Genomic DNA, 23172 nt, shown 5'->3' with positions numbered 1-23172 from the left:
CCGGGGGCGGGCGTCACGCCGGATCGATGCGGTGGATGCTGCCGCCGATGTCGAGCGCGTACAGCTCGCCCCTGCCGCCCTGGACGAAGGAGACGACCTCGCCGCCGTTGACGCCGAGGTCGCCCGCGCCGGTCACCTTGCCGTTCTCGATCTTCAGGGTGCGCAGGGTGCCGTCGCAGTAGTCGCTGTAGACGTACTGCCCCCTGAGGGCCGGGATGGCCCTGCCCCGGTAGACGAATCCGCCGGTCACCGAGCAGCCGAGGCCGTTACGGTCGTACTCGTGGACCGGCGGCACGTGGTTCGCGGGCTCGGTGCCGCCGCGGAACGGGTGGGTGCCCTCCATCTGGGACCAGCCGTAGTTCTCGCCGCCCTTGCTCCGGGCCGGGGCCCAGTCGACCTCCTCCCAGGCGCTCTGGCCGACGTCACCGATCAGCACGTCGCCCGTGCCCGCGTCGAAGGAGAACCGCCAGGGGTTGCGCAGCCCGTACGACCAGATCTCGTCCCTGGCCTTCGGGTCGTCGACGAACGGGTTGTCCTTCGGGATCGCGTACGGCTTGCCGCCCCTCGGGTCGATCCGCAGCAGCTTGCCCAGCAGGGTGTCGAGGTTCTGCCCGTTGCCGTGCGGGTCGCCGCCCGCGCCGCCGTCGCCGAACGCGATGTAAAGGTAGCCGTCCGGGCCGAACTTGATGTCGCCGCCGTTGTGGTTCGCGTACGGCTGCGTCTGGGTGAGGACGGTGCGCCGGGTGTGCGGCCGGATCTTGCCGTGCCGTACGGCGAACTCGTCCACGACGCTGGTGCCTTCGAGGTTCGTGAACGAGATGTAGAAGTGCGCGAACTTCCTGTCGAACGCGATGCCCAGGAGGCCGCGTTCACCGTCGGTGGTGGTCTCCTTCGAGATGTCGAGGACGGGCTTCCCGAGTCCCTTGGCGTCCAGGACCCTTACGGTGCCCGCCCGTTCGGCCATCCAGACCGTGCCACCGGGTCCGGCCGCTCCGGCGACCGGGTTCTGGGCCGTGGCCACCTTCGTGAGCGCGACCTTCGGGGCCTGCCGCGGGGCGGCCCGTTCGTCGGCGGATGCCGTGGTCAGGGCGAGGGAGGCGACGAGGCAGAGGGCGCCGACGATCGCTGAGCTTCTGGTGCGTACGTTCACCGTGATCCTCCTGGAGGCGGCGAAGGGGGAGGTCACCCGGCTGCTGGGGGCAGTTCTAGGTGGGCGTCGCCCGTGCCAGCACGCAACCTGGGTGGGGGGATGGTGTGCTACTGGCCACGGATGAGCGTACTGGGATGGACGTGGTTGGTGTAGACCAAGGCCCTGTCCATCTATCGCGGCCCGCCCCGGGTCACAGCGCCGAATGGGCCAGCCAGTGGTCGAGCAGCGCGCGGTCCCCCGTCACCTTCAACCCGTCTCCCTCCGGCGGGATGCGGCGGTGGAGCACCAGCAGGAGGTCCGTCACGGTGGCCGACACCAGCACGTCGGCTGCTGCGGGGCCGTGCTCCCGGCGCACTCCCTCGGGTGTCCGGGTGACGACCCAGCCCGCGCCGGAGGCGGGCCGGAAGCCGATCCGTTCGCCGCGGCCGCGCAGTTCGGCGGCGGCGGGCCTGAGCTTCTCCCAGGCAGGCGCGGCCAGGAGCTCCAGGTGTTCGTCGATCACGTCGGCGGCGAGGTCGTCGGCGACCTCGAACGCGGTGTCCGTCGCGTGGGCCGCGTCGTAGTGGTGGACGCAGGTGTCGCTGAGCATCCGGCGCAGCCAGGAGACCGCGGGCCGCGGCCCCAGGAACGTCCGCACCTCGGTGTCCGCGCCGGTCTCCTGGACCGCGTGGATCACGGCGTCCGCGCCCTCGCGCAGCCACCGGGGCCAGTCCTTTGGGGCGCCCGGATCGGCCTCCCACGGATCGGGGACGGGCAACTGCTCACCCTTGCGCACCAGTTCGGCCGCCCACCGGTGTTCCTGGCCGACGTGTCCGACGAGGGTGCGCAACGGCCACTCCGGGCAGGTGGGCACCCGGGTGTTCTGGGGTTTTCCGGCGACCGCGCGGATGAACCCTCCGGTCTGCTCCCGCAGACCCTCCACGAGCCGTGCGGTGCGCAGCGTCGACGACATCACGAAATCTCCTCCCATGGGGCTACGCCGGTACGGTAGGAGCTCCAGTCCAGTGGAGGTTCAAGTGCCTTTACGCGATGGCACGCTCGGCATCGGCGACCTGGCACGACTGACCGGCGTGCCCGTGCGGACCGTTCGCTTCTACTGCGACGAGGGCATCGTCGACTCGGTGCGCAGCACGGGCGGCCACCGCAGGTTCGATCCGTCGGCGGTCGAGCGGCTCCGGCTCGTGAGACGGCTGCGCGGGCTCGGCCTCGGCCTGCCGTCCATCAGGAACGTGCTCGTCGGCGAGCGCTCCGTGGCGGAGGTCGTCGCCGCCGAGCGGGCCGCGCTCGACGTGCAGCTCGCGGACATGGCCTGGCGGCGGGCCTCGCTGCGCGCGGTCGAGGAGGCCGAACCGGCCGACCGGGCGGCCCGCCTCGAACTGCTCGCCGCGGTGGAGGGCGGCGGCGCGGCCCGGGACGCGCTGATCGACTTCTGGCGGCGCACGATGGTCGCCCCGGCGTCCGAGGCGATGCTGTCCGCGTTCGTGACCATGGCGGTGCCGGAGCCGCCCGCGGACCCGACCCCGCCGCAGGTCGTCGCGTTCGCCGAGCTGGTCGCCCTCACCGGCGACCGGGTGCTCACACGCGGCCTGCTGGCCATGGCGCGGGCCAACGCCGAACTGATCGCCGACGAGAACGAGTTGATCAACGGCATCCGTGCGGCGTGCGCCCTCGCCAAGCCCCGGGTGCAGGCGGGCGAAGCACCCCGCGTGGGCCCCGAACTCGACCGGTTCGTCGCCGTGCACGCGTCGGTGCGCGGCACCACCGACACGCCGCGGTTCCGGCGCCGCCTCCTGGCCGACGTGGCCGCCGACCACGACCGCGGCATGCGCCGCTACTGGCACCTGGTCGCCGAGGCCAGCGGCGACCCCCTCACGTTCGGCGCGTCCCATCTGTGGCTGACGGACTCCCTTGAGCGCTGCGTGCGGGCCGAGAGCCTCATGACAGCCCGAGCGGGCGGCTGAGCGGGCGGGCGGCCTGACCCGGGTCGGCGAGGACCCGGCCATGACTTAAAGTCAACGCAGGGGCCCAACTCACGACCGAGCGGGGCGTGGGAACAGCGCGGCGAGGTACCTCAGGTGCACGGTCAGCAGGGTGGGCTCTCCTTTCGGCTGCTCGGGCCCGTGAGCGGCCGGGCAGGTGACGAGCCGCTCGCCGTGGGGTCCCCGCAGCAGCAGGCCGTCCTCGCGATGCTGTTGCTGCGCGAGGGCCGGGCCGTCCCGATGGCGGAGCTGGTCGACGGCCTGTGGGGCGAGGAGCCGCCGCGCACCGCGCACCGCACGGTCCTGACCTACGTCTCGCGGCTGCGGACCGTCCTGGAACCCGGCCGGCGCCCCGGCGAGAGCAGCCACGTGCTCGTGTCCGTGCCCGGCGGGTACGCGCTGCGGACCGAGGGCATCGAGGTCGACTCCGTACGGTTCGAGCGGGAGGCAGCCGACCGGAACGGCAGCGTCCGCACCGTGTACGACCGGCTGGACCGGGCTTTGGGCCGATGGCGCGGAGCCCCGCTCGCCGGGGTGCCGGGACCCTGGGCGCAGCGCGAGCGGGACCGCCTTGAGGAACTGCGGTCCACGGTGCGCGAGGCTCGCTTCGGCCACGCCCTCGACCTGGGCAGGCACGCCCAGTGCCTGCCGGAACTCCAGGCCATGGTGGCTGAGTTCCCGCTGCGCGAGCGCCTGAGCGAACTGCTCATGGTCGCCCTGTACCGCTGCGGGCGCCAGGCCGAGGCCCTGGCGGTCCACCGTGCCGCGCGACAGGCACTGCGCAGCGAGCTCGGGATCGCGCCCTCCGCCTCGCTCACGGAGGTGCAGCGGCGCATCCTCACGGCCGACCCGCGCCTCATGGTGCCCGCGGAGCAGGCCCGGGCCGGTGGCGGGGCGGGCCCCGCCGTCACCGCGCCCGCACCCGCGCCGTCGGTCCGGCCGCTCCCCCAGCAGCTTCCCTCGGACATCGCCGACTTCACCGGGCGCGCCGCGGCGGTCGACGCGATCCGCGCCGTCCTGGACGGCGGCGGCGCGGGCCAGCGGCGCGCGGTCACGGTCTGCACGGTCAGCGGCACCGCGGGCGTCGGCAAGACCGCCGTCGCCGTGCACGTCGCGCACGCCCTGGGCGAGGCGTTCCCGGACGGTCGGCTCCACGTGGATCTGGGAGCGGGCAGCACGCCCGCGGACCCCGCCAGCGTCCTGGCGGACTTCCTGGCGGCCCTGGGCACCCCGTCCGACCGGATCCCGCTGGGCCTGGACCAGCGGGCCGCGCTCTACCGGACCCTCCTCGCGGACCGGCGCGTGCTGCTCGTCCTCGACAACGCCCTGGACGCCGAGCAGATCCGCCCCTTGCTGCCGGGCACGGCGGGCTGCGCCGTCCTGGTGACCTGCCGCTCCCGCGATCTGGCGCTCCCGGGCGCGCACCGCTTCGATCTCGACGTGCCGTCCGAGTCCGAGGCGTTGGCGCTGCTCGCCGCGATCGTCGGCTCCGCGCGCGTGGCCGCCGAGCCGGAGGCCGCGCGTTCCCTGGTGGAGGCCTGCGGGCGGCTGCCGCTCGCCGTGCGGATCGCGGCGTCCCGGCTCGACGGCCGCCCGGGCCGCAGCATCGCCTCGCTCGAACAGCGGCTGCGCGACGAGCGCGCCCGGCTCGACGAGCTCCGCGTCGGCGGCCTGGCCGTGGCGTCGGCGTTCCGCCTCGGCTACGAGGCGCTGCCTGCCGACGCCGCCCGCGCCTTCAGGCTGCTCGCCCTGTCCGACGCGCCGGACCTCCCACTGCCGGTGGCGGCCGCGCTCCTGGACGCGGACGAACGCACCGCCGAGCACCTCGCCGAGACGCTCGTGGACGCCGGCATGCTCGAATCGCACGCGCCGGACCGCTACCGCTACCACGACCTGCTGCGGCTGTACGCCCGCCACGGCACGGAGCACTCGGACGGTCCCGCCGAGCACGAGGCGGCACTCGTGCGCGTGGCGGAGCTGCTGATCGCCACCGCGCTGCGGGCCGCAAGGGCCGTCGTGCCCGCGGAGCCTCCACGCGCCTGGCTGCGACCGGTGCGGCACTCGGGTGTGGCCTTCGCGGGGGCCGAGGAGGTGCGGGAGTGGTTCGGCGCCGAACACGCGCTGCTGACCGCCACCGTGAACCAGCTGCTTCCCTGGGGTCCGCAGGCGCTGCGCACGGCGGTGGAACTGCTCGGCGTCGTCGCCGTCAGCGGCCACTTCATGGGCCGGGCCCACTACCTCGAAGTCAGCAGGATCGCGGGCGCCGCCGCCGAGCGGGCCCGTGTGCGGCAGGACCCGGAGTACCGGGCCCGCGCCCTGCACACCCGCGCCTGGCTCTCCTTCCTCGCCGCGCGGCACGAGGCGGCCGAGGCAGATCTGCGCACGGCGCTCCACTGCGCCACCGAGACCGGCAGCGCCCTGCGCCACCACATGTCGGGCATCCTGCTGGCCCTGGTGCTGTGGGCGACGGACCGGCCCGAGGAGGCCGAGCGCACGATGCGCGAGGCGGGACGGTTCGCGGGTGACGTCCAGGACCCGGACAGCCCCGCGGCCGTCGCCCAGTACGTCGCCCGCCTGTACTCGGCGCTCGGCTCCCGCAAGCCCGACGTGGCGGTCATGACCCCCTTGATCCGCACGGCCGACGCCACCGGTGAGTCCCTCACCACCACGGAGGGCCTGCAACGCCTGGGCACGCTGTTGCGGCGCCCGGCCCCCGACGAGCCCCCGGCGGACGAGCCGTAGCCCTGCCGGGCGGCGACGGGCGGCAGGCCTCAGCGGCGTGCCCGCGCCTTGCCGGACTCGCCGTAGACCGCGAGCGCGGCACCGAGCACGAACAGCACGGCGTATCCCGCCGTGGGCACGTCCCACCACTTCTGGACGAGGCCCCAGGAGTCTCCCCCGAAGGCCCGGCCGAGGACTCCCAGGGCGCCCTGAATGCCGACGACCCAACCGACGATGGCGATGATCTCTTTCATGCCTTCAGCGTCGCCCGCGCCCCCGGCCCGGTCATCGTCCGCCGGTCGGACCTGCGGGTAGGCCGAACGATGCACTCGGCGGACGGCAGGCCGGGGCACAGGGCGGCGCAACCTCGTCGATCTTCAGGCAACCGCGTCGTGCCGGTCCAGCAGACGTACGAGTTCCGGCGGCAGCACCGGCAGCCCGTCCTGGTCACTGCGCGCGAGGGGCCGCAGGTCCCTGTTCAGGAAGTCCCTGATGTCGTCGAACACGTCGCCCGGCAGCCGCTCCTTGTCCTGGGCGAAGGTGGTGACCAGCAGGTGCGCGGCCCGCGGCAGGTAGGGCGAGCGGGCGTGCAGCAGTTGCCGTACGCCGTGCAGGGCGCGCCCGTGGAGATCGCCGAGTTCGCTGTCGGTCACCTCGCCGCGGTCGGCTAGGAGCAGCTCCAGCAGATCGTGCGCGAGCGACGAGGCGGGAGCGCCCTCCACCGGGGTGAACGTCGTCATCGCCGGGCCGAGCCAGTGGAAGACCGGGTCCATGGCGTGCCGCACCGTCGAGTCGTTCGTACCGGCGGACACGGAGGTCTTGTGCCAGATCTCGTCCCAGTACGAGCGTGACCAGCCGAAGCCGCCGTGGCCCTGGGGGTAGCGGAAGAGCCAGTTCATGTCGAGCGGCTGCGGTGCCACGACGGCGTCCGTGCGCGGTGAGATCTCCAGGGACCGGCCGGCGTCGTCCCAGGAGTAGCGGACGTTCAGCGTCAGTGCGAAGTCCGTCCACTGGCTCTCCTGCATGGCCGAGCGCCACAGCAGGCAGTGCCGGTGCCAGGAGCCCACGGGGTCGGTGGAGTCGGGGAACAGCTGGGCCGCCGAGCAGCGTCCGGCGAGCATCACGGTCATCAGGACGAGGTTGGAGCTGTAGAGGCCGTGGCGCGTGGCGGTGCGCGGCAGCGTCGGACGGTAGGCGGGGTGCTGATCGCCGGTGCGCGTCTCGTGCTGGGCGAGGACCTGGATGAGCAGCCGGGTGAGCCGCTGCCGCTCGGCCCCGGGCATCCGGCCGATCAGTGACCGGGCGAAGCGCGGCATCTGCCGGGAGGACAGGGAGGCGTAGGACAGGAGGGCGTACGCGAGGTCGTCGTCGATGCGGGCCTCGCCGAGCGAGAGGGCGGGGCGCGGGGCGAGCAGGTCGGTGAGGAGGTGCAGGGCGAGGCGGGTCGTCAGGTACTCGCCGAACGTCGCGTGCAGGAACTCGTACGTGGCGAGCACGTGCCCGTCGCGCAGCGACTGGGCGCGCTGCACGAAGAAGAACCGGCCGAGTGCCGTCTCGGCGGCCGTCAGCGGGGTGCGGAATCCGGAGACGTGCACGGGCTGGCGCCCGAGCACCGCCGTGAGGTCCTCTTCGAGCTCTGCGGCCGACACCCATTGGCGGCGCCGGTTGAGCTGTGCGAACGCCACCAGGGACAGGCGCTGCAGCTCGCGTTCGACCCGGTCGGCGGTCTCCTGGTGGGAGGCCGTGTCGTGCGCGGACTTGCCGACCTCGCGGCGCGCGAACGAGGTGAGCAGTTGTTCGTAGAGGTCGGCCGCGTCGAGCGCGTCACCGGTGGCGCGCTGCAAGCCCCCTTCGGTGGCGTCGTAGAGCGCGAGCATGGTCAGCAGCAGGGGCTGGGCGGCGAGTTCCGTGTGCCGCGCCACGTGCTGCCAGGCCAGGGGGGCGCGTCCTCGGGTGCGGAAGCCGGTCGCGTTGGCCGCGTTCCACACGGCCAGCCACTGCCTGATCTGTGCGGCGCGGAACGGCTCCAGGCGCAGTGCGACCAGGCCGTCGGGGTAGCGGGCGCGGTCGGCGACCGCGGTGCGGCTGGTCACCAGGGCCAGGACGGGACGGCCCTGGTCGGTCTCGCGGCGCTGGAACTGGGCGACGCGGACGAGGAAGTTGTTCTGGTGGACCCCGGTCGTCTGCAGCAGTTCGTCGAATCCGTCGAGGAGCAGTACGGGGGTGCTGCCGCCTGCCGCGCGCACGAGCTCGGGCCAGCTCACCGTCTCGCCCGTGGCCGCCCGCACAGCCTGCTCGATCTGGTCCTGGAGCTCGTCCTCCGCCCGCACGTCCCGCAGCGGCACCCGTACCGGCAGGAAGCCCACCGAGGGCAGGCGGGCGGCGAGGACCCGGGTGAGCACTGACTTCCCGGCGCCGGGCTGGCCGAGGACGAGGAGCGGCGTCTCGGCCAGGTGCGGGGAGGTGAGCGCGCCCGCAAGGAACCGGGTCAGGTCGCGGCGGACGGGGAGGTGTTCCCACCACTGTTCGTCGGCGGGTCCGCTCGGCCCAGACACCTCGCTCACCCTGAAGTCCGGATCGAGGTAGAGCTCCTTGAGGGCCGGAATGCGGATGCCGTCGGGCGCGGCCTCGGCGTCCAGGACGGTACGGGCGAGGGCGGCCTGATGAGCACGGGCCAGCGCGGCGGCCACGTCGACGGGCGGACGCAGGCCCTGCGCGGTGCGGGCCAGGAGTTCCTCGACCCCGTCCAGGGCGCGGCGGACTTCGGCGCGGGTGGCCCGCTGCTCGACGTGCGTGACCCAGAACGCGAACTCGGGCACGTCCCTGGCCAGTTGGACGTACAGGCTCTGATAGCGGTCCAGCGCGGTCTCCGGCAGCCGGGGGTCGAGCAGGACGCGCCGGGCCTCCCGCTGGCGGTGCGGACCGAGCTGCTCCCAGAAGGCGAGCCCCTCGATGAAGTGCTGGAACCTGGCGGCGTAGCCCTGGTAGCGGCGCAGCAGGGCCTCCGCGACGCGCTCGAAGGGCGCGTGCGGGGCCGGGCACGGGAGGTCCGCGTCGAGGAGCAGCGCGACGAGGTCCGCCACTCGCGGCGCGGACGCGGACGCCACGGAATCGCCGCGGGCCAGGGCGAGTTGCTCACCTCGGGTAAGCTCCACCTCGCCCCACTCGAACGGCAGGTCCGACTCCTCCATGGTCTCGAAGAACGCCACAACGACGACGACCGTGTGCGCGGCCCGCAGCACATCCGTCCGCTCCGGCCGCCCCCGGGTCCGGCCGAGCCGCGCGCCGATCCCTCGCACCGCGTCCCTGCCGAGCCCGAGAAGGCGCCCCTGCGCATCCGCAACACCGAGGACCGTGCCGCTCACCCCGCCCGTGGCCTGGTTGAGCACCCCGCACAACACCCGGTCGAGCGCCGCCAGCCGCGGCTGCTCCGCCCCGAGCACCACCAACGCATCGGCGAACGTCAGCGGTTTACGCGCCCCCATGGCCCCCACCACTCCCCTAGTGACATCCACTGTGCCACGCACCGGCCAGCCGGGTGGAGCAGTGTGCACGACCCGGTTCGGGTGGGTGGCCGGCAGCCTGCGGGGCAGCCGCTTGCCGATGCCCGTCCAGCAGCCGCGGCGGCCCGCCCCTGAGCGGCCGAGCCGCCTCAGGCCTCCGCACCCACATGAGCCGCGATGCGGGCGATCGTCTCGGCGTTGGCCTCGTGCAGGTGTGCCTGCATGCCCACCGCACGGGCGGCCTCGACGTTGGCGGCCGCGTCGTCGATGAAGAGGCAGTTCTCCGGACCGGCCGCCAAGCTGGCGCACGCGGCCTCGAAGGCGCGCGGGTCGGGCTTCTCGATGCCGATCTCGTGGGAGTAGACGATCTGCTCCACCAGGTCGTCGAAGTGGTACAGGGCGGCCTCCCGCTCCCGGGCACCGACGAAGCTGTTGCTCAGGATGCCCAGTCGGCACCTCCCGCGCAGCCGTCGTACGTAGGCGATGAGCTCCTCGTTCGGCGTCCCCAGGTACTCCGTCCAGAGGCCGGCCATGAAGGCCGTCACCTGGGGCTCGGTGAGAGCCAACCGGGCCGCCACCTGTGCGTGCACCTCCCGTTCGCTGATGCTCCCGACGCTCCCGGCCCGCCACACGTCCCGCATCCGCTCGTGGACGGCGCCCGGCGGCAGCTCCAGCCGTGCTTCCCAGCGCCGCGCCCACCCGGTCTCGGGCGTGAGTTCCAGTACGCCGCCGATGTCGAGAATGACGCAGGTCGCGGTCATCTGAACTCCCCCTCTTCGTTCTTCTTCCTGGTCCAAGCCGCGAGCGCACACATGCCGCCCGCTCACTTGATCAACTGACGGACACTGTCGCCTCTGCCTCCCCGGCGACGTCAAGTGATCTTCGATGCTTGTGACAGCCCTGTCGCGCAACTCGTCCGGCCCCTGACGAGGACCCAGCGGCCTATCAACCCCGCGGACTCGCCCCGTGAGGCCGGACGCCGGGCCGCAGTTCGACGCGGACCGTGTCGTCGTCCTCGATGACGAACGTCGCGTCCCTGTCCTTCCGCCAGCCCAGCGGCAGGACGTAGTAGCGGTGGTCGCGCTCCACCAGGAGCCGCAGGCCGCTGTAGCGGTAGCGGTACCGCAGGCCCTCGCCGAGGTTCTCGTCGACGACGCCGGGGCCGGTCAGGCTGAGCCGTTCGGTGCTGAGGACGACGACGGCCACGCGGCTCACGAGGCGGTGCGAGGCGCGCCGGGCGTCCCGGCGGCCCAGGTCGACGGCCACCAGGGCGACGACCCACATCAGGAACACCCCGGCGACCACGAGGGAGACCGCCCGTTCCCACGCGCGCCGCCGGGGCGAGCGGGTGGTCGCCGCCGAGGTCTGCCCGAGCAGCAGACCCACGGCGACGCACAGGGGCGCGAGCCAGTTGAGGCCGCGGAGCGGCTGCCACAACGCCATGAGGACAACCCCGCCGACGACGAGGAAGGGGTGCAGCCGCGCCAGGGTGTGGCCGTACTCCCGGACGGCCCGCACGCGCCGCTCCGGCACCCCGAGCAGCGCCAGCAGATCCGGCGTGTACGGGATGAGGACGAGCCCCGCGAGGGTGGCGAACACCGGCAGCGTGACGAGCCGCAGGCTCCGCAGCGCGAACTCCAGCGAGTCGAACCCGACGGCGAACGTGCCCAGGTGGAAGTAGCTGTAGAACGCGTCGACGTAGAGGTATCCCGCGTAGAGCATGAGCGCCACGACGAACGAGCCCGCGCCGAGCGCGGAGTTGGCGTACTCCAGGTGTCCGCCGGTGTCGGCCGTCGGCGACGGGTCCGGCGGCCGCCGCCCCCGTGGCCGACGCGGTGCCGGTCGGGCCGGGCCGCGCACACGGCGCCGGGGCGACGGGCGGCGGCGCGGGCCCGCCCCGCCCGGTGAGGTCGTACGACCAGGTCTTCGCGGTGGTGGTTCCGGCGCTGCCATCGGCCGCCTCAGGACCCGTCGCCCGCGGTGGGCGGAGCGATCTCCGAGGCTCCGGGTGCGGAGGCCGGCGGGCAGGAGGCGTCGGCGGTGGCGGCGGGATCGCCGCACGGTGGCGGAGGGTCTGTGGTGGAGCCGCCGGTGGAGGCGCTCGGATCGCCGCCGCCCGTGCCGCCGGTGTCCCCGCTGGGGTACACACCGATGCCACCGGCGCCGGTGCCACCACCCCCAGGCGCGACGGACGGCGCGGGGACCGGCGGGATGTCGTCCCCGCCTTCGCCTCCGCCGGTGCTCTCGCCGGGCGCGTCCGTGCCGGAACCACCGGACTGGGCGGAGCTGAGCGAGGAGGACGTCGGCGGGTCGGAGCCGCCGCGCGGGTCCGTCGGCGCCCCTCCCCCGGGGGCGCTTCCCCCGCATCCCGACACCCCGCAGGTCACGAGGACCACCGTGAGGCCCACCGCGCCCGCACCCCTGACGCGTCGCTTCGTCCGCATCGAATCCCCCTGGACAGCCGTACGTACGCTGCCTGCCGGAAGGATCCCACCGCGCCGGGCGGACCGCAGCACCGTGCGCACCCGGCGTAGGGAATCTGAGCTCCTTGGCGGAGGGTCCGGGCTTTGGACGCCGTACGTCTTCCCGGTGTGCGCGTACCGGTCCGAACGTGCGGGCCTGAACCCGCCGGTCCGGTAGGGCCGGGCCGAGCGGCCCGGTCAGGCGGCCCGGCAGAGCACCGCGGGGCCCGCCGGGGCCGCGGCGCGGGCCACGGTCGTGTGCACGGGAGACGTGGTGGCGGCGGTCGCGGTCCGCGAGCGGTTCCGCGCGAAGACGACGAGGCGCAGCACCACGAACCGGGCGACTCCGGCGAGCGCGGAGGCGGACAGGTAGACGACCTGCTCGAGCACCGCGCCGGGCGCGGCGACCAGCTGCTGCAGGACGAACATCGCCACACAGGTCACCACGTACGCCGCCGCCGCGGACCCGGCCGACTGCATGTGCTGGCCCCAGGTCGCGCGCCCGCCCTTGCCGAAGGTGAAGCGGGCGTGCAGCTCGGTGGCGAGGAGCGTGGAGACCACGGTGATCAGGGCGTTGGCCAGGGCCCAGGGCAGCCAGGAGGCGAGACCCGCCACGGCGAAGCTGGAGGCGAGGCCCACACCGCCGCCGCAGAGCACGAAGCGGGCGAAGGCGACGAAGGCGCCCGGTGCCGCCACCTGCTGCTGGCTCTGCGCTGTCTCCATGATCCGACCCCTTCGATGACGCTCCGCGAAACGCGCGCTCCCCGGCCTGCGAGACCGAGGAGCACCCCCTCATGCCGCCATCATGGCACACCCATGGCGCCATAGCGAGCCACTTATGGCGCCATGCACATCACCAGTGGCGCCACGACATGACTGGATCGACAAAAGAGCAGGTCAGGGGCGCGCCATCAGTTGGCGCACCGGAGGAGACATGGCGCACATCCGTATATGCGGCCGCGCCGGCGCGATCCGCCGTGGCACCAGTTGGCACCAACAGGTGCCGGAGGTGCTCATTCCATCCGAGCGCCGGGCCACCGCCGGAGCCAAGCCGCTAACGCTCTTGGCTCTTCTCCCCGGCGACAGCCGAGGCCGAGACGAGCGTGGCCGCGGCGAGGCTGCCCCAGAGGGCCGTCGGGCCGTGCGGGGCGAGGGCGGTGATGGCCATCGGGGAGACGGCGAGGCCGAAGCCCATGGAGAGTTCGAAGCGGGCCAGGGCGCGGCCCAGGGCATGGGGCGGCGCGAGGTGCGTGACGAGGGCGGTGGCGCTGCCCGCGTAGACGATCTCGCCGAGGGTGCAGACCACGGAGACCACGGCGACGGCCGGGGCACCCCAGCCGTGCCCCAGGGACGTGGCCGCGAGGAAGCCCAGGTAGGACGCGGCGAGTACGACGCCCGCGAGCGCGAGGACGGTCCGGCGGGAGAAGCGGGACAGCAGGACGGTGAGCGGCAGCTGGAGGGTGACCACCAGGACCGTGTTGGCCACGAAGATGGCCGCCGACCACACCGGGGACGCGTGCAGCTGCGTCACCAGGACCAGCGGGAGCGCGATTTCGGGGACGTTGAGACAGAAGACGTAGATCACGTTGGCGGCGAGGAGCGCGCGCATGCGGGGCGCGGGCCCGGTGTCCCCGTTCGGCGCCGGGGCGGCGGCCGGCTGTGCGCGCAGGCGGACCGACCAGGCCAGGCCCGCCGCGGCGAGGTAGGCGAGGCCGGTGACCGCTGCCAGCGCCTGCAGCGCGGCGGTGCCGCCCGCCAGGCATGCGGTGGCGATGAGCGCGCCCACGCCCAGGGCGGCGTTGCGCAGCGCGCGCCCCGCCGCGAGAGCGGTGTCGCGTTCCCGGCCGTGGGCGACGGTGGCCACGAGCGCCGCGTGGGCGGCGGGCCAGGCCTGGTTGCCGACGCCGAGGACGAGCGCCGCCGCCGCGAACAGCCCCACGTGCCCGGCGGGCGTGGCCAGGAGCAGCGCCACCCCCAGCACCCGTACCAGCATCGACGCCGCGACGACCGTGCTGCGCGCGCCCCGGTCCAGCCAACGGCCCACCGCGGGCATGCACACCAGACCCACGACGACGCCGGCCGTCATGGCGATGCCGGTGGCCGGCGCGGAGAGCTTCAGCACCGTCACTCCGTAGAGCAGGAGGAAGGGCCGCAACAGGCCGGTGCCGAGCGCGTCGACAGCCAGGGCGACGGCGTAGCGGGGGCCTCCGGAGGCCTCGACGAGGGCGCGGGGCCGGATCTTGGTGGTGGTTGCCATGGCGCCAACGGTGCGTACGACAGCGCGGCCGACCTCGTCGGTTGACGGACCCCGTCAACCGACGCGGGTGCCCGCCGACCGGTCGGTGATGATGTGCGGATGACGCTGAGGATCGACATCAGCGGTCTGCCGTCCGAGCGGCTGCGGTTCGCCGCGTCCCCGCTGGCCGAACTGACCGCGATGCTGCACGTGCTGGCCGAACCCGGGCACCATCCGCAGTTCGCCGGATGGGCCGGGGACGTCTGGGCCGGGCTGCGGCCGGAGCTGGCCGAGCGGCTGCGGGAGGCGGAGTTCCTCTGGCGTTCCTCGCAAGCGGACTTCCTGCTGCCGGCCAGGCCCCGTCCGACGCTCGCCGAGGAGTTGGACGACGTGGACCGGATCGACGACGAGGCGTACGTGACCGCCGCGCTCGTCACCACGTGCGGCAGCAACCGGCTTCGCTCCGCCGTGCCGTCGCCCCTCACCGACGCGACCGCGCGCGAGCGGGCCCTGGACCTGGCGCAGGCCCGTGGCGCGCGGCAGGAGGCCTTCGCGGAACGACTGCTCGCGGACCCGGCAGCCGTGCGGGCGCGGGTGCGCCACACCCTCGAAGAGTGCGCCGACGCGTTCTTCGACGCCGCCTGGACGGGTGTCGCCGTGCGGCTCGCCACCGATCTGCGCCTCAAGCACGACCTGCTGAAGCGCCAGGGCGTCGGGGCGGCACTCGCGTCGGCGTCCGGCGCGGTCGCCCTGGCACCGGACGGCGGCTGCATCGTCGTGGACAAGCTCCAGGACAAGGCGACGTCCGCCCACGGCACCGGGGTCACCTTCATTCCCAGCGTCTTCGGCAGTCCGCACCTGGTCGTGGTGCACGCGCCCGGGTGGCAGCCGGTGGTGCAGTACCCCGTGGCCGAGGCGCACCCGTCGGAGCCCGTATCGCTGGAAACGGTCACCCTGCGGCTCGAGGCCCTCGCCCATCCGCTGCGGCTACGGCTGCTGCGCACCCTGGCCCGCGGCCCCCACACCACCGGCGAACTGGCCCACGCCTGGGAACTCTCGCGCCCGGAGGTCTCCCGCCACCTCGCCGCCCTCCGCCGCGCGGGCCTCCTCACCTCCCGACGGCACGGACGCTACGTCCGCCACGCCCTCAAGGTGCCGGACCTGTCGACGCTGGGCACGGATCTGCTGGCTGCCGTACTGCGCTGAGTCCAGGTCCGGCTGCGCCCAGGTCCGCCCTCGCCCCGGTCGCGGCGCGGCGGAGGCCGACGTAGACCTGGAGTCATGGACGAGGAGAAGACGACATGGCATCCCGGCGAGGTCGTGCCCTCCAGCGGGATCTACGAATGTGACTGCGGCGGCGAGCACCACTGGAGCACCGATGTGAAGTCGCACCGGTTCCCGCCGCTTCCTGCGGGCTGCTCGGGTGAGTACTGGCGGCTGAAGACGCAGGCCCACCCCGAGGAGTCACTCCGCTGACCCAACGGGCGCGGACGGCATCGGCTCGCCCGGGCCACCGCAATTTCATGCCACCCCGCGCATGCCGTATTCCCTGCGGGCCAATGGGAAAGGGATTCCGGAGACATCGAGGGAATACCCATTCCGAAGCTTCCTAGTACGCGGCCGAGATTTCCATCGGCTCATCGGGAGGAATGCATGACCGGCTATTTTTCGGACAGGGACGGGTACAACACTTATATGAAGACCATGGAGTGGGAACTCGCTGCCTCGTCCGGCACAGCGCTGCTGATGTGGATTGCCGGTCTTGCCGTGGTCGGCGTTCTTATCGCTGCCTTCATCTGGGGCCGCCGCGTGCAGGCGCGGGAGGCCCGGCGGCCACGTCCCGACGAGCAGCCGCACCTCCCCGAGGGCGGCCCCGTCAGGGAAGTCCGGGAGTATCGGGATCCGGACGAAGTGCCGCACGACGGCGGCTGGCTGACCCCGCACGAGCTCAAAGAGGGCTACGGCCAGTCGAGCACGCACCCCAGCGCCTCGCAGGACCCCAAGGACCACAGGAAAGGCCGCGGCAGCAGCTTCGGGGGCGGCGGCCTGGGATAGCGGACCGGCCTGTCCCCGAGGTCGCCGCCGCAGGGCCCGTGCCCGCCTCGTCGCCGTCGTGCGGCCCCAAGAGGCGGGCCCGCCCGTTTGCGCCGAGAGTGGAGGGGCAGGCGTTCGTCGCGCGCCGACGACGCGGTGCCGCGTGTGCGAGCCCGCGCCTTCACGAGACCCGCGCAGCCACGACGGACGACACACAAGAGGCAGCACCGAAGAGAGGCTCGTCCCATGCCTGCTGGATCCAGCAAGAAGCGTGAGCGCCAGTACGAGCACATCAAGGAAAGCGCGGAGGAGCGCGGAGAATCCACCAAGCGCGCGAAGGAAATCGCCGCACGGACGGTCAACAAGGAACGCGCGCGGGCAGGCGAGTCCAAGACCGCCAGCAAAACGTCGACGCAGGACAAGAAGTCCGCATACCAGCGCGGCGGCGAACGCTCGCACAGCGGATCCCAGGGCCCCACCCGCGACCAGTTGTACGAGGAGGCCAAGAAGAAGAACATCGAGGGCCGCTCGTCGATGAACAAGAAGGAACTGAAGCGGGCCCTCGGCCACTGAGCGGCCGGCCCGAAGCAGCGAGCCCGGTTCCACGCCGCCCGTGAGCGGTTCAGGTGCGCGCACGGCGGGTACTCGTGCCCGCCGGATGCGACGCGAAGTCGGCGACCCGCGCGCCAGGAGGTTCGCTTGCGCCTCTCCCACTGCCGCCCCACCGACCCGGGCTACGCCCGCACACGGCACGGGCGGGGCTTCCGCTATCTCGATCCGCGGGGTCGGCCCGTGCGCGACCCCGCCGAACTGGACCGCATCAAGGCCCTGGTGATCCCGCCCGCGTGGCAGGACGTCTGGATCTGCGCCAAGGCGAACGGTCATCTGCAGGCCGTCGGCACGGACGCCGCAGGACGACGGCAGTACCTGTACCACCCCCAGTTCCGTGCCGAACAGGAGCAGGCCAAGCACGAGCACGTCCTCGACGTCGCGGACCGCCTGCCACGGGTGAGGGAGGCCGTGGAGGCACACCTCGGTGACCGCGGACTCACCAGGCAGAGAGTCCTCGCCACCGCCGTGCGCCTTCTCGACCTGGGGTTCTTCCGGGTCGGCAGCGACCGCTACGCCGATCTGAACGACACCTACGGCCTCACCACCCTGCTGCGCGAACACACCCGCTGCCAGCGCGGCGAGGTCGTGTTCACCTACCCCTCCAAGCAGGGCAAGGAACAGGTCCAAGCGGTCGCCGACCCCTCCGCGTGCCGCAGCATCACCGCGCTGGCGCACCGCCGTGAGGGCGGCGACCGGCTGTTCGTCTACTGGGAGCGCCCCGACTGGCACGAGATCAGCGGCGCGGAAGTCAACGCCTATCTCAAGGAGTTGGCCGGCCTGGAGATCACCGCCAAGGACTTCAGGACCTGGCACGCCACCGTCATGGCCGCCGTGGCGCTCGCCGTGTCCCAGGGCGCCGTACACAGCGAGACCGCCCGTCGGCGCGCCATCGGGCGGTCCGTCCGGGAGGTCGCCACGTACCTCGGCAACACTCCCGCCGTCTGCCGCGCCTCCTACATCAACCCCCGAGTCATCGAGCTGTACGAGGAGGGCGTCACCGTGGCCGCCGTCCTGCCGCGCCTCGGAGCCACGGGCACGTACGGGATCCCGGCGACCCAAGGTCCCGCCGAGCGAGCCGTCCTGCGCATGCTCCGCACCGGGCGGGCGCCCAAGGCGAAGTGAGCTGTCACCCGAGCGCGTACTCGGCGCGGCCTTGCCACCGGAAGCCGTCCCACACGATCAGGTCGACCGTCCGCACGGGGCAGACCAGCGGCAACGAGGGCGCGAGTTCGCTCTCCAGCTCGTCGTACGCGGCCTCTTGGGTGGCGGGGCCCTCGCTGTTGGCGATCGTCAGGTGCGGGTCGAGCCCGGCGCCGAAGATCCCCCGGTAGGGCGGCGCTTCCGGCCACCGCTGGGTGAGGTCCTTGGTGAGTGCCTGCACCGGGTCGCGCGGCCACGGATCGAGGTAGAGCACCCCCGGGTAGCGGCCGAACTCGGCGAACGTCAGGGTGAAGGCGTCGTGCCCGGCGAAGAGAGCGGAGAGCTCGCCCTGGAGCCGCGCATCGATACGGCTCTCGTGCAGGAACGGGTAGAGCACGGTCACATGGGCGGGGAACCCGGCCCGCACCAGCGGATCGGCCTCGGGAATCCTGATGGTGAGCGCGGTGTCACCGGGTACGTCCGGCCATCCGTCCGTTCCGTCCGCTCCGTGCTCCCCATGCTCACCGTCGGCGAGGTCCCCGTGTGTGGTCATGACAGGCCATGATCGCATGGGTGACCGTGCTCCCTCGCTCCCTCCCTTCCGGCTCGGGGAGCCGGTGTCAGGCCGTCTGCGGCCGCCTCTCGACACGCCCCGCGTACCAGCGCAGCACCAGGGAGACGGCCCCGAAGACCAGGAACAGGACGGTGGCCATGCCGAGCGTCCACCAGCGCAGGTCCCCGTCGACCACGAGGTCGCTGCCCACTCCCGGGTGGAGGCTGTGCAGCAGGACGTGGAAGAAGAAGGTCAGGCCGACGAGGTACAAGGCGTACCAGGCGGGCTTGTTCCAGTCCTTCAGGCTGTGGCCGTCCATGCCGGACAGCGGGAGCAGGCCGAACACCACCACCTCGATGCCGGCGACGACCGTGAGCCCCACGGCGTAGGCGAGGGCGTATCGGAGGCTTCCCGGCTGCGCGTGCTCCGTCCGGACGGCTTCGAGCAGGGGCGCGCCCAGCACCCAGAGGAGGACCACGGCGGCCACTACGCAGATCCCGCCGATCAGGACGGCCTGGCCCTTGGGCAGTCCGCCGTCGGGGTCGCCGGATCCTCGGCGGGGCGACCTGAGCACCATGTAGACGGCGACCAGGCCGTACACGTACGGAACCGGGAACTCCAGGAATCGGGACATCGCCGTCATCAGGCCCGCGAGCACCAGACCCGCGGGGACCACGCGCAGTTCGGAACGGAATCCGCTCCGCCGGGGGCTCAGCAAGGAGTCCTTGGTCTTCTCGTAGGCCACCAGGATGACCAGCATCCCCGCGGCCGCGCCAGCGGTCTTGATCGCGGTCGTCGAACTCAGGCCGGTCCTGGTGTCGGCCCAGACGGCCAAGGAGCCGCCCAGGAGCGCGAATCCGCAGACCCTGGCCCAACCGGGCAGCCTCGGCGGCCGGGACCGCCTCCGCGCCTGGCGGCGGAGCCACCAGCGCCCCAGTGCGTTGTCGGCCAGCTGGGAGGGGAAGGCCCTCTCCAAGAGGAGGACCACCACCAGGAACCAGGCGGCCATGCCGACCGATCCGGCCAGGTCCTTCAACGCCCAGGAGACATCGGCGGGGGTGCGCAGGGCTCCGACGAGGCCGAGGTCCGGATCGTCACTGGGCGGCCTCTTGGCACCGCCGCCGTCCCCCTCCTCGTCGTCGGGCTGCGCGGTACTCGCCTCTTTGTCGTCCGGGTCCTGCCCGCCGTCGCCTCCGCCCGGCGTCTGCGAACCGCCGGTCGGATCACGCGTGGGGTCCTTCGAGGGCGACGGCTTGATCGGGCCTGTCTCGCCCTCCGGGAATCGGGTGGACCCCACGGGCAGTTGGAAGACCGACAGCTGGATCGGCGGCGGAAGGGTGATCACGCCTGCCTTCTCCCAGGCCCGGCCCGCGCACTTCACGCCCACGTCCCGGCGGCCGGTCATGTCCGTCGGGATCAGCGCGTGGAGGTCGATCAGCTCCCAGTGCCCCTTGGCGGCTCCGCCCTCGACCGAGTCGGCGTCCAGCCAGGTGTCGAGGCGGCGGCCGCCGATGACGATCGAGCCCTTGGCGCAGGCGGCCGGGTAGTCGGCCATGTGGATCGTGACCTCGCGGGGGTCGTCCGTCGGCTCGGTTTCGTCCGGCGGGTCCACGCTGAAGCTCGCCGAGGCGCGGACGTCCGCCGGTGTCCGGCAGGCCGCGGTCACTTCGTGCGCGCCCTCCGAGGCGCCGGACGGGACGTGCAGCGGGATGGTGACGCTGCCGCTCTCGGAGGGCGTGCCGCCCGCCACGGCCCGGCCGTCCCACAGGACGTCGACGCCCGCTCCCGCGCCGCACACGAACCCCGTGCCCCGGACGGTCAGATGCTCGTCCGGCGGCCCGGAAGCGGAGGACAGGGAGATCCGCGGATCGGGCCGGGCCGCCTCCAGGACCTCGAACGCCGCTGCGGCGGTGGGCGCCCCCGCCACGGCCGCGCAGACCGCCGTCATCCCGTACCGTCCAGGAGCGGCGTCCGTCGGGACGGAGACCGGCTGCTGAAAGCCTCCGCCGTCCCCCACCGACACGGTCACCGGGGCCTGCCCCTCGACGGTGAACGTGAGGGGGCCCGCGCTGCCGTCCCCGGCGGAGCAGTCGAAGTCGCTGCCGACGGCCGTGAACGTCTCGCCTGGCAGCACCTGTTCGCCCGGCGGGCCCAGTACGGGGTCGGGGGGCGGAGGCGGGTCCGTGCCGTCCGTCGGGGTAGCCGAGGGCTTTGGAACCGGCTGCGTGTCCGAGGGGGACGCTGGTGTGGCCGACGGCTCCGGCGTGGCGTCTTCCCGGACACCGGCCACGGTCCGGGCCGCGGCGCCGCCCACCACGGCCACGCACGGCATCGCCGCCGTGATGATGAGGAGCACCGCCCCCAGGAGCGCCCCCCATAACCGCCGCTTTCGTGCTCGTCCGATCCGCTCCATGGCCGTGCACCCCCATGCCCGCACGGCCTCCCCAGGCCGCGCCCCCTCGGCTCTCCCCCTTGAGACGAACGACCGGCCGCCGGTCGTTTCCGGCCGTGGGGGCGCAGCGTGGTGCGACCGCGCGTTCGCCGGGGCCGCGCGCTCCCAGCACACGCGCCCGCTCCCGGCGTTCTGCGCTCCGCGCTACCGATTCGCGGTGGTGGAAGGCCTCTTCTTCAGGTCCAGGTCGGTGTGCAGCAGATCGTGGTCCGAGTAGGGGGTGGCCTGCACGCGATGCCTGAGCGGGGCGATTCCACGCAGAAAGACGTAGTCGAACTTGCTGCGCCAGTCGGTGGTCGGCTTACAGGCGCCGACGAGCGAGGGGTGGCACTGGGGGTCGGTGTCCGTGGCCAGCGCCCACATCCGGCTGAGCTCGGGAGCGTCCGGCACCGCGTTGAAGTCGCCGAGGACGATGGCACGGTCGTGCCGGGCGACCGCCGCGGCGAGCACCGCGGCCTGTCCTGCCCGGACCGTCTCCTGCTGCCGTTGCGCGAGGTGCGTGTTGAAGACCCGGACGGACTCGCCGCCCACCGTGGTGGTGACGGCCATGTACCCGCGGTCCTCGGACCCGCCGTCGGGGTACTCCACGTTCACCCGGTCCTTCATCGGCGCCGCCGAGAGGATCGCCTGGCCGAAGGCTCCTGGGCTCCACGGCCATCCCCCGCAGCGGCCCCGGTTCCGCAGGACCGACCCGTACTCGACGTGGTAGACCAGCCCGTAGAGGTTCCTCAGATGGTCCCGGATCCTCTCGACATCACGTACGCACGCTTCCTGCATGCCGATCACCTGGGGCGCGTACGCGGCGATCTCCGCGGCCCGGCCGACGTTGGTGTCCCCGCAGGGGTTGCAGATGTTCCACGTCATCACGCGGTTCGGCACGACGTCCCTGACCGCTTCGACGGGCGCAGACCTGCCGAAGAGGGCACCGCTCGGCGCGCTGGGGCCGACGAGCACCATGCAGGCCAAGACCCCCGCGCCCGCGAACAACCGCGCGCCCCTTGCGAGCACCATCGCCTCCCATATGGATACACGTGACACCTGGCGTCTCCATGCACGAGGTTATGGGACGTGTCTGTGAGCGACACACGGGGAGTACCGGAACTCGTCGGCGATGTCTGTCAGGCAGCGGGGCCGTGCGGTCCGGCGGCGACGGTCCGAGGTGGGCCCTGCGGGTGCCGTCTCCGGCTCACCCGCACACCGCGTCCGCCGGGCAGAAGGAGGTGACGGCCGTCGTGAGCCTGCTCTGCACGTCGGTGCCTTCCGGGCCGCTGGAGACGATCGCGTACAACGTCGTGTCCATGGCTTCGAAGCGGTGGTCCACGACCTGTCGGGGCCCCTGTTCCGAGTCGTAGCGGAAGGAGAGCCGCGCCCAGCTGTCGCCGGAAGTCCGGTCCAGGACCTCGTATCCGGAGCGGCGGGACGCGTAGCCGTAGGCCGGATTGTCCTCCGCCTCCTGCAACGACGACTGCGGTGTCGGCTCCATGACTTCGAACAGGGCGAGCGCGCTCGTTCCGTCCGGGGAGGTGTAGGTGACCACGGTCGGCAGGCCTTCCCGCGCCTCCTCCGAGCGCTCCCAGCCGTCCGGCACCGTGACCGTGAAGCCGAGCGGATCCAGCGACGCGCTGTATCCAGGGGCGGGTCGGGCAACGCCTGGCGTCGACTGCTCCAGAGTGCCGGGGTCATCCGTCCGGGACGGGGTTCCCGGCTCGTTCGTCCGGTCAGGAGTGCCTGGCGTCGCGGTACCGGGGTTGGCCGGGGCGCTGATGGACGCTCGTCTGTCGCCGCCCTCGTTGTCCCCTGGTTCGTTCCGGATCAGTGCCCAGACGCCGACGCCGACCCCGCCGGCCAGCGTCGCGCAGATGAGCAGCACAGCCGTCAGGGGAAGGCGCCGCCGCGACGGGCCGTCCGGCGGCGCCACCGGGTCCGGCGGGCGGCCGGGGTACGGCGGCATGACGTACCCGGGCCCGGGCGGCGGCGCGAAGCCGGGGCCTCCGCCTGTCCCGGGTTGTGTCTCGGCCCAGGGCCACATGTCCGGCGGCGGCACGGGGCTCCCGGCGCCGTCCTGAGTGCCGCCCTGGGGGCCGCCGCCGTCCGAACCCGTCGTACCGTACGGGGGATACGGCCCGGCCTCACCCTCGATCCAGCGCTGATGCTCCGCGTCCCACCATTGCATCTCGTGTCCCCCCGCCTCGACCACCACGCACCGGGAACAGCTCGTGGAAGGGGCGCACCTGGCAATCCCCTGGGAGCGTGGAGTCTTCGTCTATGCGGCGTGAGTCCGTGAACGGGCCTCGGCACGCTTCTGGTTGATGATCTGTTCGAACTCCACG

The 23172-nt window shown here is 73.0% G+C and carries 20 protein-coding genes; 7 read left to right on the top strand and 13 right to left on the bottom strand.

The window, feature by feature from the left end; all coding sequences use genetic code 11:
- Positions 1-13 precede the first annotated feature (13 nt).
- Positions 14-1150, bottom strand: coding sequence for a PQQ-dependent sugar dehydrogenase (locus tag IG74_RS0113425; protein WP_030674968.1), 1137 nt, complete (start codon positions 1148-1150; stop codon positions 14-16).
- A 190-nt stretch (positions 1151-1340) separates the two neighbouring features.
- Positions 1341-2102, bottom strand: coding sequence for a maleylpyruvate isomerase family mycothiol-dependent enzyme (locus IG74_RS0113420; protein WP_030674965.1), 762 nt, complete (start codon positions 2100-2102; stop codon positions 1341-1343).
- A gap of 64 nt (positions 2103-2166) precedes the next feature.
- Between IG74_RS0113420 and IG74_RS0113415 the strand changes: the two genes are divergently transcribed.
- Both IG74_RS0113415 and IG74_RS0113410 read left to right on the top strand, forming a co-directional pair.
- Positions 2167-3111: a MerR family transcriptional regulator gene (locus IG74_RS0113415; RefSeq protein ID WP_030674962.1), complete on the top strand. Its 945-nt coding sequence runs from the start codon at positions 2167-2169 to the stop codon at positions 3109-3111.
- A gap of 159 nt (positions 3112-3270) precedes the next feature.
- A complete protein-coding gene (locus IG74_RS0113410) occupies positions 3271-5871 on the top strand; it encodes an AfsR/SARP family transcriptional regulator (protein WP_158857605.1) in 2601 nt (866 codons plus the stop codon).
- A 29-nt stretch (positions 5872-5900) separates the two neighbouring features.
- Here the strand turns inward: IG74_RS0113410 and IG74_RS0113405 are convergent, their stop codons facing one another.
- The 7 genes from IG74_RS0113405 to IG74_RS0113375 form a co-directional block, all read right to left on the bottom strand.
- A complete protein-coding gene (locus tag IG74_RS0113405; RefSeq protein WP_030674955.1) occupies positions 5901-6104 on the bottom strand; it encodes a hypothetical protein in 204 nt (67 codons plus the stop codon).
- A gap of 123 nt (positions 6105-6227) precedes the next feature.
- Complete coding sequence (locus IG74_RS0113400) at positions 6228-9335, bottom strand: NACHT domain-containing protein (RefSeq protein WP_051854849.1); 3108 nt, start codon at positions 9333-9335, stop codon at positions 6228-6230.
- 167 nt (positions 9336-9502) lie between these two features.
- Positions 9503-10114 carry an HAD-IA family hydrolase gene (locus IG74_RS0113395; protein ID WP_030674950.1) on the bottom strand — a complete coding sequence of 204 codons (612 nt, stop codon included), beginning with the start codon at positions 10112-10114 and terminating at the stop codon, positions 9503-9505.
- A gap of 184 nt (positions 10115-10298) precedes the next feature.
- Positions 10299-11306, bottom strand: a complete 1008-nt coding sequence (locus tag IG74_RS0113390) for a hypothetical protein (RefSeq protein WP_234334325.1) — start codon at positions 11304-11306, stop codon at positions 10299-10301.
- A gap of 8 nt (positions 11307-11314) precedes the next feature.
- Entirely contained in the window at positions 11315-11797 is a 483-nt protein-coding gene (locus IG74_RS47900; protein ID WP_158857603.1) for a hypothetical protein, read from the bottom strand.
- Positions 11798-12013: 216 nt separating this feature from the next.
- The gene (locus tag IG74_RS0113380; RefSeq protein ID WP_030674940.1) at positions 12014-12538 is read right to left on the bottom strand and encodes a hypothetical protein; all 525 of its coding nucleotides are present in this window, start codon (positions 12536-12538) and stop codon (positions 12014-12016) included.
- Positions 12539-12869: 331 nt separating this feature from the next.
- Positions 12870-14072, bottom strand: coding sequence for an MFS transporter (locus IG74_RS0113375; protein ID WP_030674937.1), 1203 nt, complete (start codon positions 14070-14072; stop codon positions 12870-12872).
- Positions 14073-14171: 99 nt separating this feature from the next.
- On the opposite strand from IG74_RS0113375, the gene IG74_RS0113370 reads away from it, so the two are divergent.
- The 5 genes from IG74_RS0113370 (at position 14172) to IG74_RS0113350 (ending at position 17819) form a co-directional block, all read left to right on the top strand.
- A complete protein-coding gene (locus tag IG74_RS0113370) occupies positions 14172-15257 on the top strand; it encodes a helix-turn-helix domain-containing protein (protein ID WP_030674935.1) in 1086 nt (361 codons plus the stop codon).
- Between the two features lie 75 nt (positions 15258-15332).
- Complete coding sequence (locus tag IG74_RS0113365) at positions 15333-15527, top strand: hypothetical protein (protein ID WP_030674933.1); 195 nt, start codon at positions 15333-15335, stop codon at positions 15525-15527.
- Between the two features lie 177 nt (positions 15528-15704).
- The gene (locus IG74_RS0113360) at positions 15705-16106 is read left to right on the top strand and encodes a DUF6479 family protein (protein WP_107058934.1); all 402 of its coding nucleotides are present in this window, start codon (positions 15705-15707) and stop codon (positions 16104-16106) included.
- Positions 16107-16331: 225 nt separating this feature from the next.
- The gene (locus IG74_RS0113355; protein WP_030674927.1) at positions 16332-16658 is read left to right on the top strand and encodes a hypothetical protein; all 327 of its coding nucleotides are present in this window, start codon (positions 16332-16334) and stop codon (positions 16656-16658) included.
- A gap of 126 nt (positions 16659-16784) precedes the next feature.
- Positions 16785-17819 carry a DNA topoisomerase IB gene (locus IG74_RS0113350; RefSeq protein WP_030674925.1) on the top strand — a complete coding sequence of 345 codons (1035 nt, stop codon included), beginning with the start codon at positions 16785-16787 and terminating at the stop codon, positions 17817-17819.
- A gap of 4 nt (positions 17820-17823) precedes the next feature.
- Here the strand turns inward: IG74_RS0113350 and IG74_RS0113345 are convergent, their stop codons facing one another.
- The 4 genes from IG74_RS0113345 to IG74_RS45830 all read right to left on the bottom strand — a co-directional run bounded on the left by IG74_RS0113345 (position 17824) and on the right by IG74_RS45830 (position 23015).
- Entirely contained in the window at positions 17824-18390 is a 567-nt protein-coding gene (locus tag IG74_RS0113345; RefSeq protein ID WP_051854848.1) for a 2'-5' RNA ligase family protein, read from the bottom strand.
- A gap of 67 nt (positions 18391-18457) precedes the next feature.
- Positions 18458-20746, bottom strand: a complete 2289-nt coding sequence (locus IG74_RS0113340; RefSeq protein ID WP_030674917.1) for an FGLLP motif-containing membrane protein — start codon at positions 20744-20746, stop codon at positions 18458-18460.
- A 240-nt stretch (positions 20747-20986) separates the two neighbouring features.
- Positions 20987-21853: an endonuclease/exonuclease/phosphatase family protein gene (locus IG74_RS0113335; protein ID WP_030674914.1), complete on the bottom strand. Its 867-nt coding sequence runs from the start codon at positions 21851-21853 to the stop codon at positions 20987-20989.
- A 175-nt stretch (positions 21854-22028) separates the two neighbouring features.
- On the bottom strand, positions 22029-23015 hold the full coding sequence (locus tag IG74_RS45830; RefSeq protein ID WP_158857601.1) for a hypothetical protein: 987 nt from the start codon (positions 23013-23015) through the stop codon (positions 22029-22031).
- Between the last annotated feature and the right edge of the window lie 157 nt (positions 23016-23172).

The organism is Streptomyces sp. NRRL B-1347, assembly GCF_000720325.1.
Classification (GTDB): Bacteria; Actinomycetota; Actinomycetes; order Streptomycetales; family Streptomycetaceae; genus Streptomyces.
Note: the sequence above shows the minus strand (reverse complement) of the source record. Positions and strands in the feature narration are given on the sequence as shown.

Excerpts from the sequence above, each read along its gene's own strand:
- IG74_RS45830 (WP_158857601.1), bottom strand. The coding sequence starts at position 23,015 with ATGCAATGGTGGGACGCGGAGCATCAGCGCTGGATCGAGGGTGAGGCC.
- IG74_RS0113355 (WP_030674927.1), top strand. The coding sequence starts at position 16,332 with ATGCCTGCTGGATCCAGCAAGAAGCGTGAGCGCCAGTACGAGCACATC.
- IG74_RS0113400 (WP_051854849.1), bottom strand. The coding sequence starts at position 9,335 with ATGGGGGCGCGTAAACCGCTGACGTTCGCCGATGCGTTGGTGGTGCTC.
- IG74_RS0113375 (WP_030674937.1), bottom strand. The coding sequence starts at position 14,072 with ATGGCAACCACCACCAAGATCCGGCCCCGCGCCCTCGTCGAGGCCTCC.
- IG74_RS0113345 (WP_051854848.1), bottom strand. The coding sequence starts at position 18,390 with ATGACCACACACGGGGACCTCGCCGACGGTGAGCATGGGGAGCACGGA.
- IG74_RS0113420 (WP_030674965.1), bottom strand. The coding sequence starts at position 2,102 with ATGTCGTCGACGCTGCGCACCGCACGGCTCGTGGAGGGTCTGCGGGAG.
- IG74_RS0113390 (WP_234334325.1), bottom strand. The coding sequence starts at position 11,306 with ATGGCAGCGCCGGAACCACCACCGCGAAGACCTGGTCGTACGACCTCA.
- IG74_RS0113380 (WP_030674940.1), bottom strand. The coding sequence starts at position 12,538 with ATGGAGACAGCGCAGAGCCAGCAGCAGGTGGCGGCACCGGGCGCCTTC.
- IG74_RS0113370 (WP_030674935.1), top strand. The coding sequence starts at position 14,172 with ATGACGCTGAGGATCGACATCAGCGGTCTGCCGTCCGAGCGGCTGCGG.
- IG74_RS0113395 (WP_030674950.1), bottom strand. The coding sequence starts at position 10,114 with ATGACCGCGACCTGCGTCATTCTCGACATCGGCGGCGTACTGGAACTC.
- IG74_RS0113365 (WP_030674933.1), top strand. The coding sequence starts at position 15,333 with ATGGACGAGGAGAAGACGACATGGCATCCCGGCGAGGTCGTGCCCTCC.
- IG74_RS0113405 (WP_030674955.1), bottom strand. The coding sequence starts at position 6,104 with ATGAAAGAGATCATCGCCATCGTCGGTTGGGTCGTCGGCATTCAGGGC.
- IG74_RS47900 (WP_158857603.1), bottom strand. The coding sequence starts at position 11,797 with ATGCGGACGAAGCGACGCGTCAGGGGTGCGGGCGCGGTGGGCCTCACG.
- IG74_RS0113335 (WP_030674914.1), bottom strand. The coding sequence starts at position 21,853 with ATGGTGCTCGCAAGGGGCGCGCGGTTGTTCGCGGGCGCGGGGGTCTTG.
- IG74_RS0113360 (WP_107058934.1), top strand. The coding sequence starts at position 15,705 with ATGACCGGCTATTTTTCGGACAGGGACGGGTACAACACTTATATGAAG.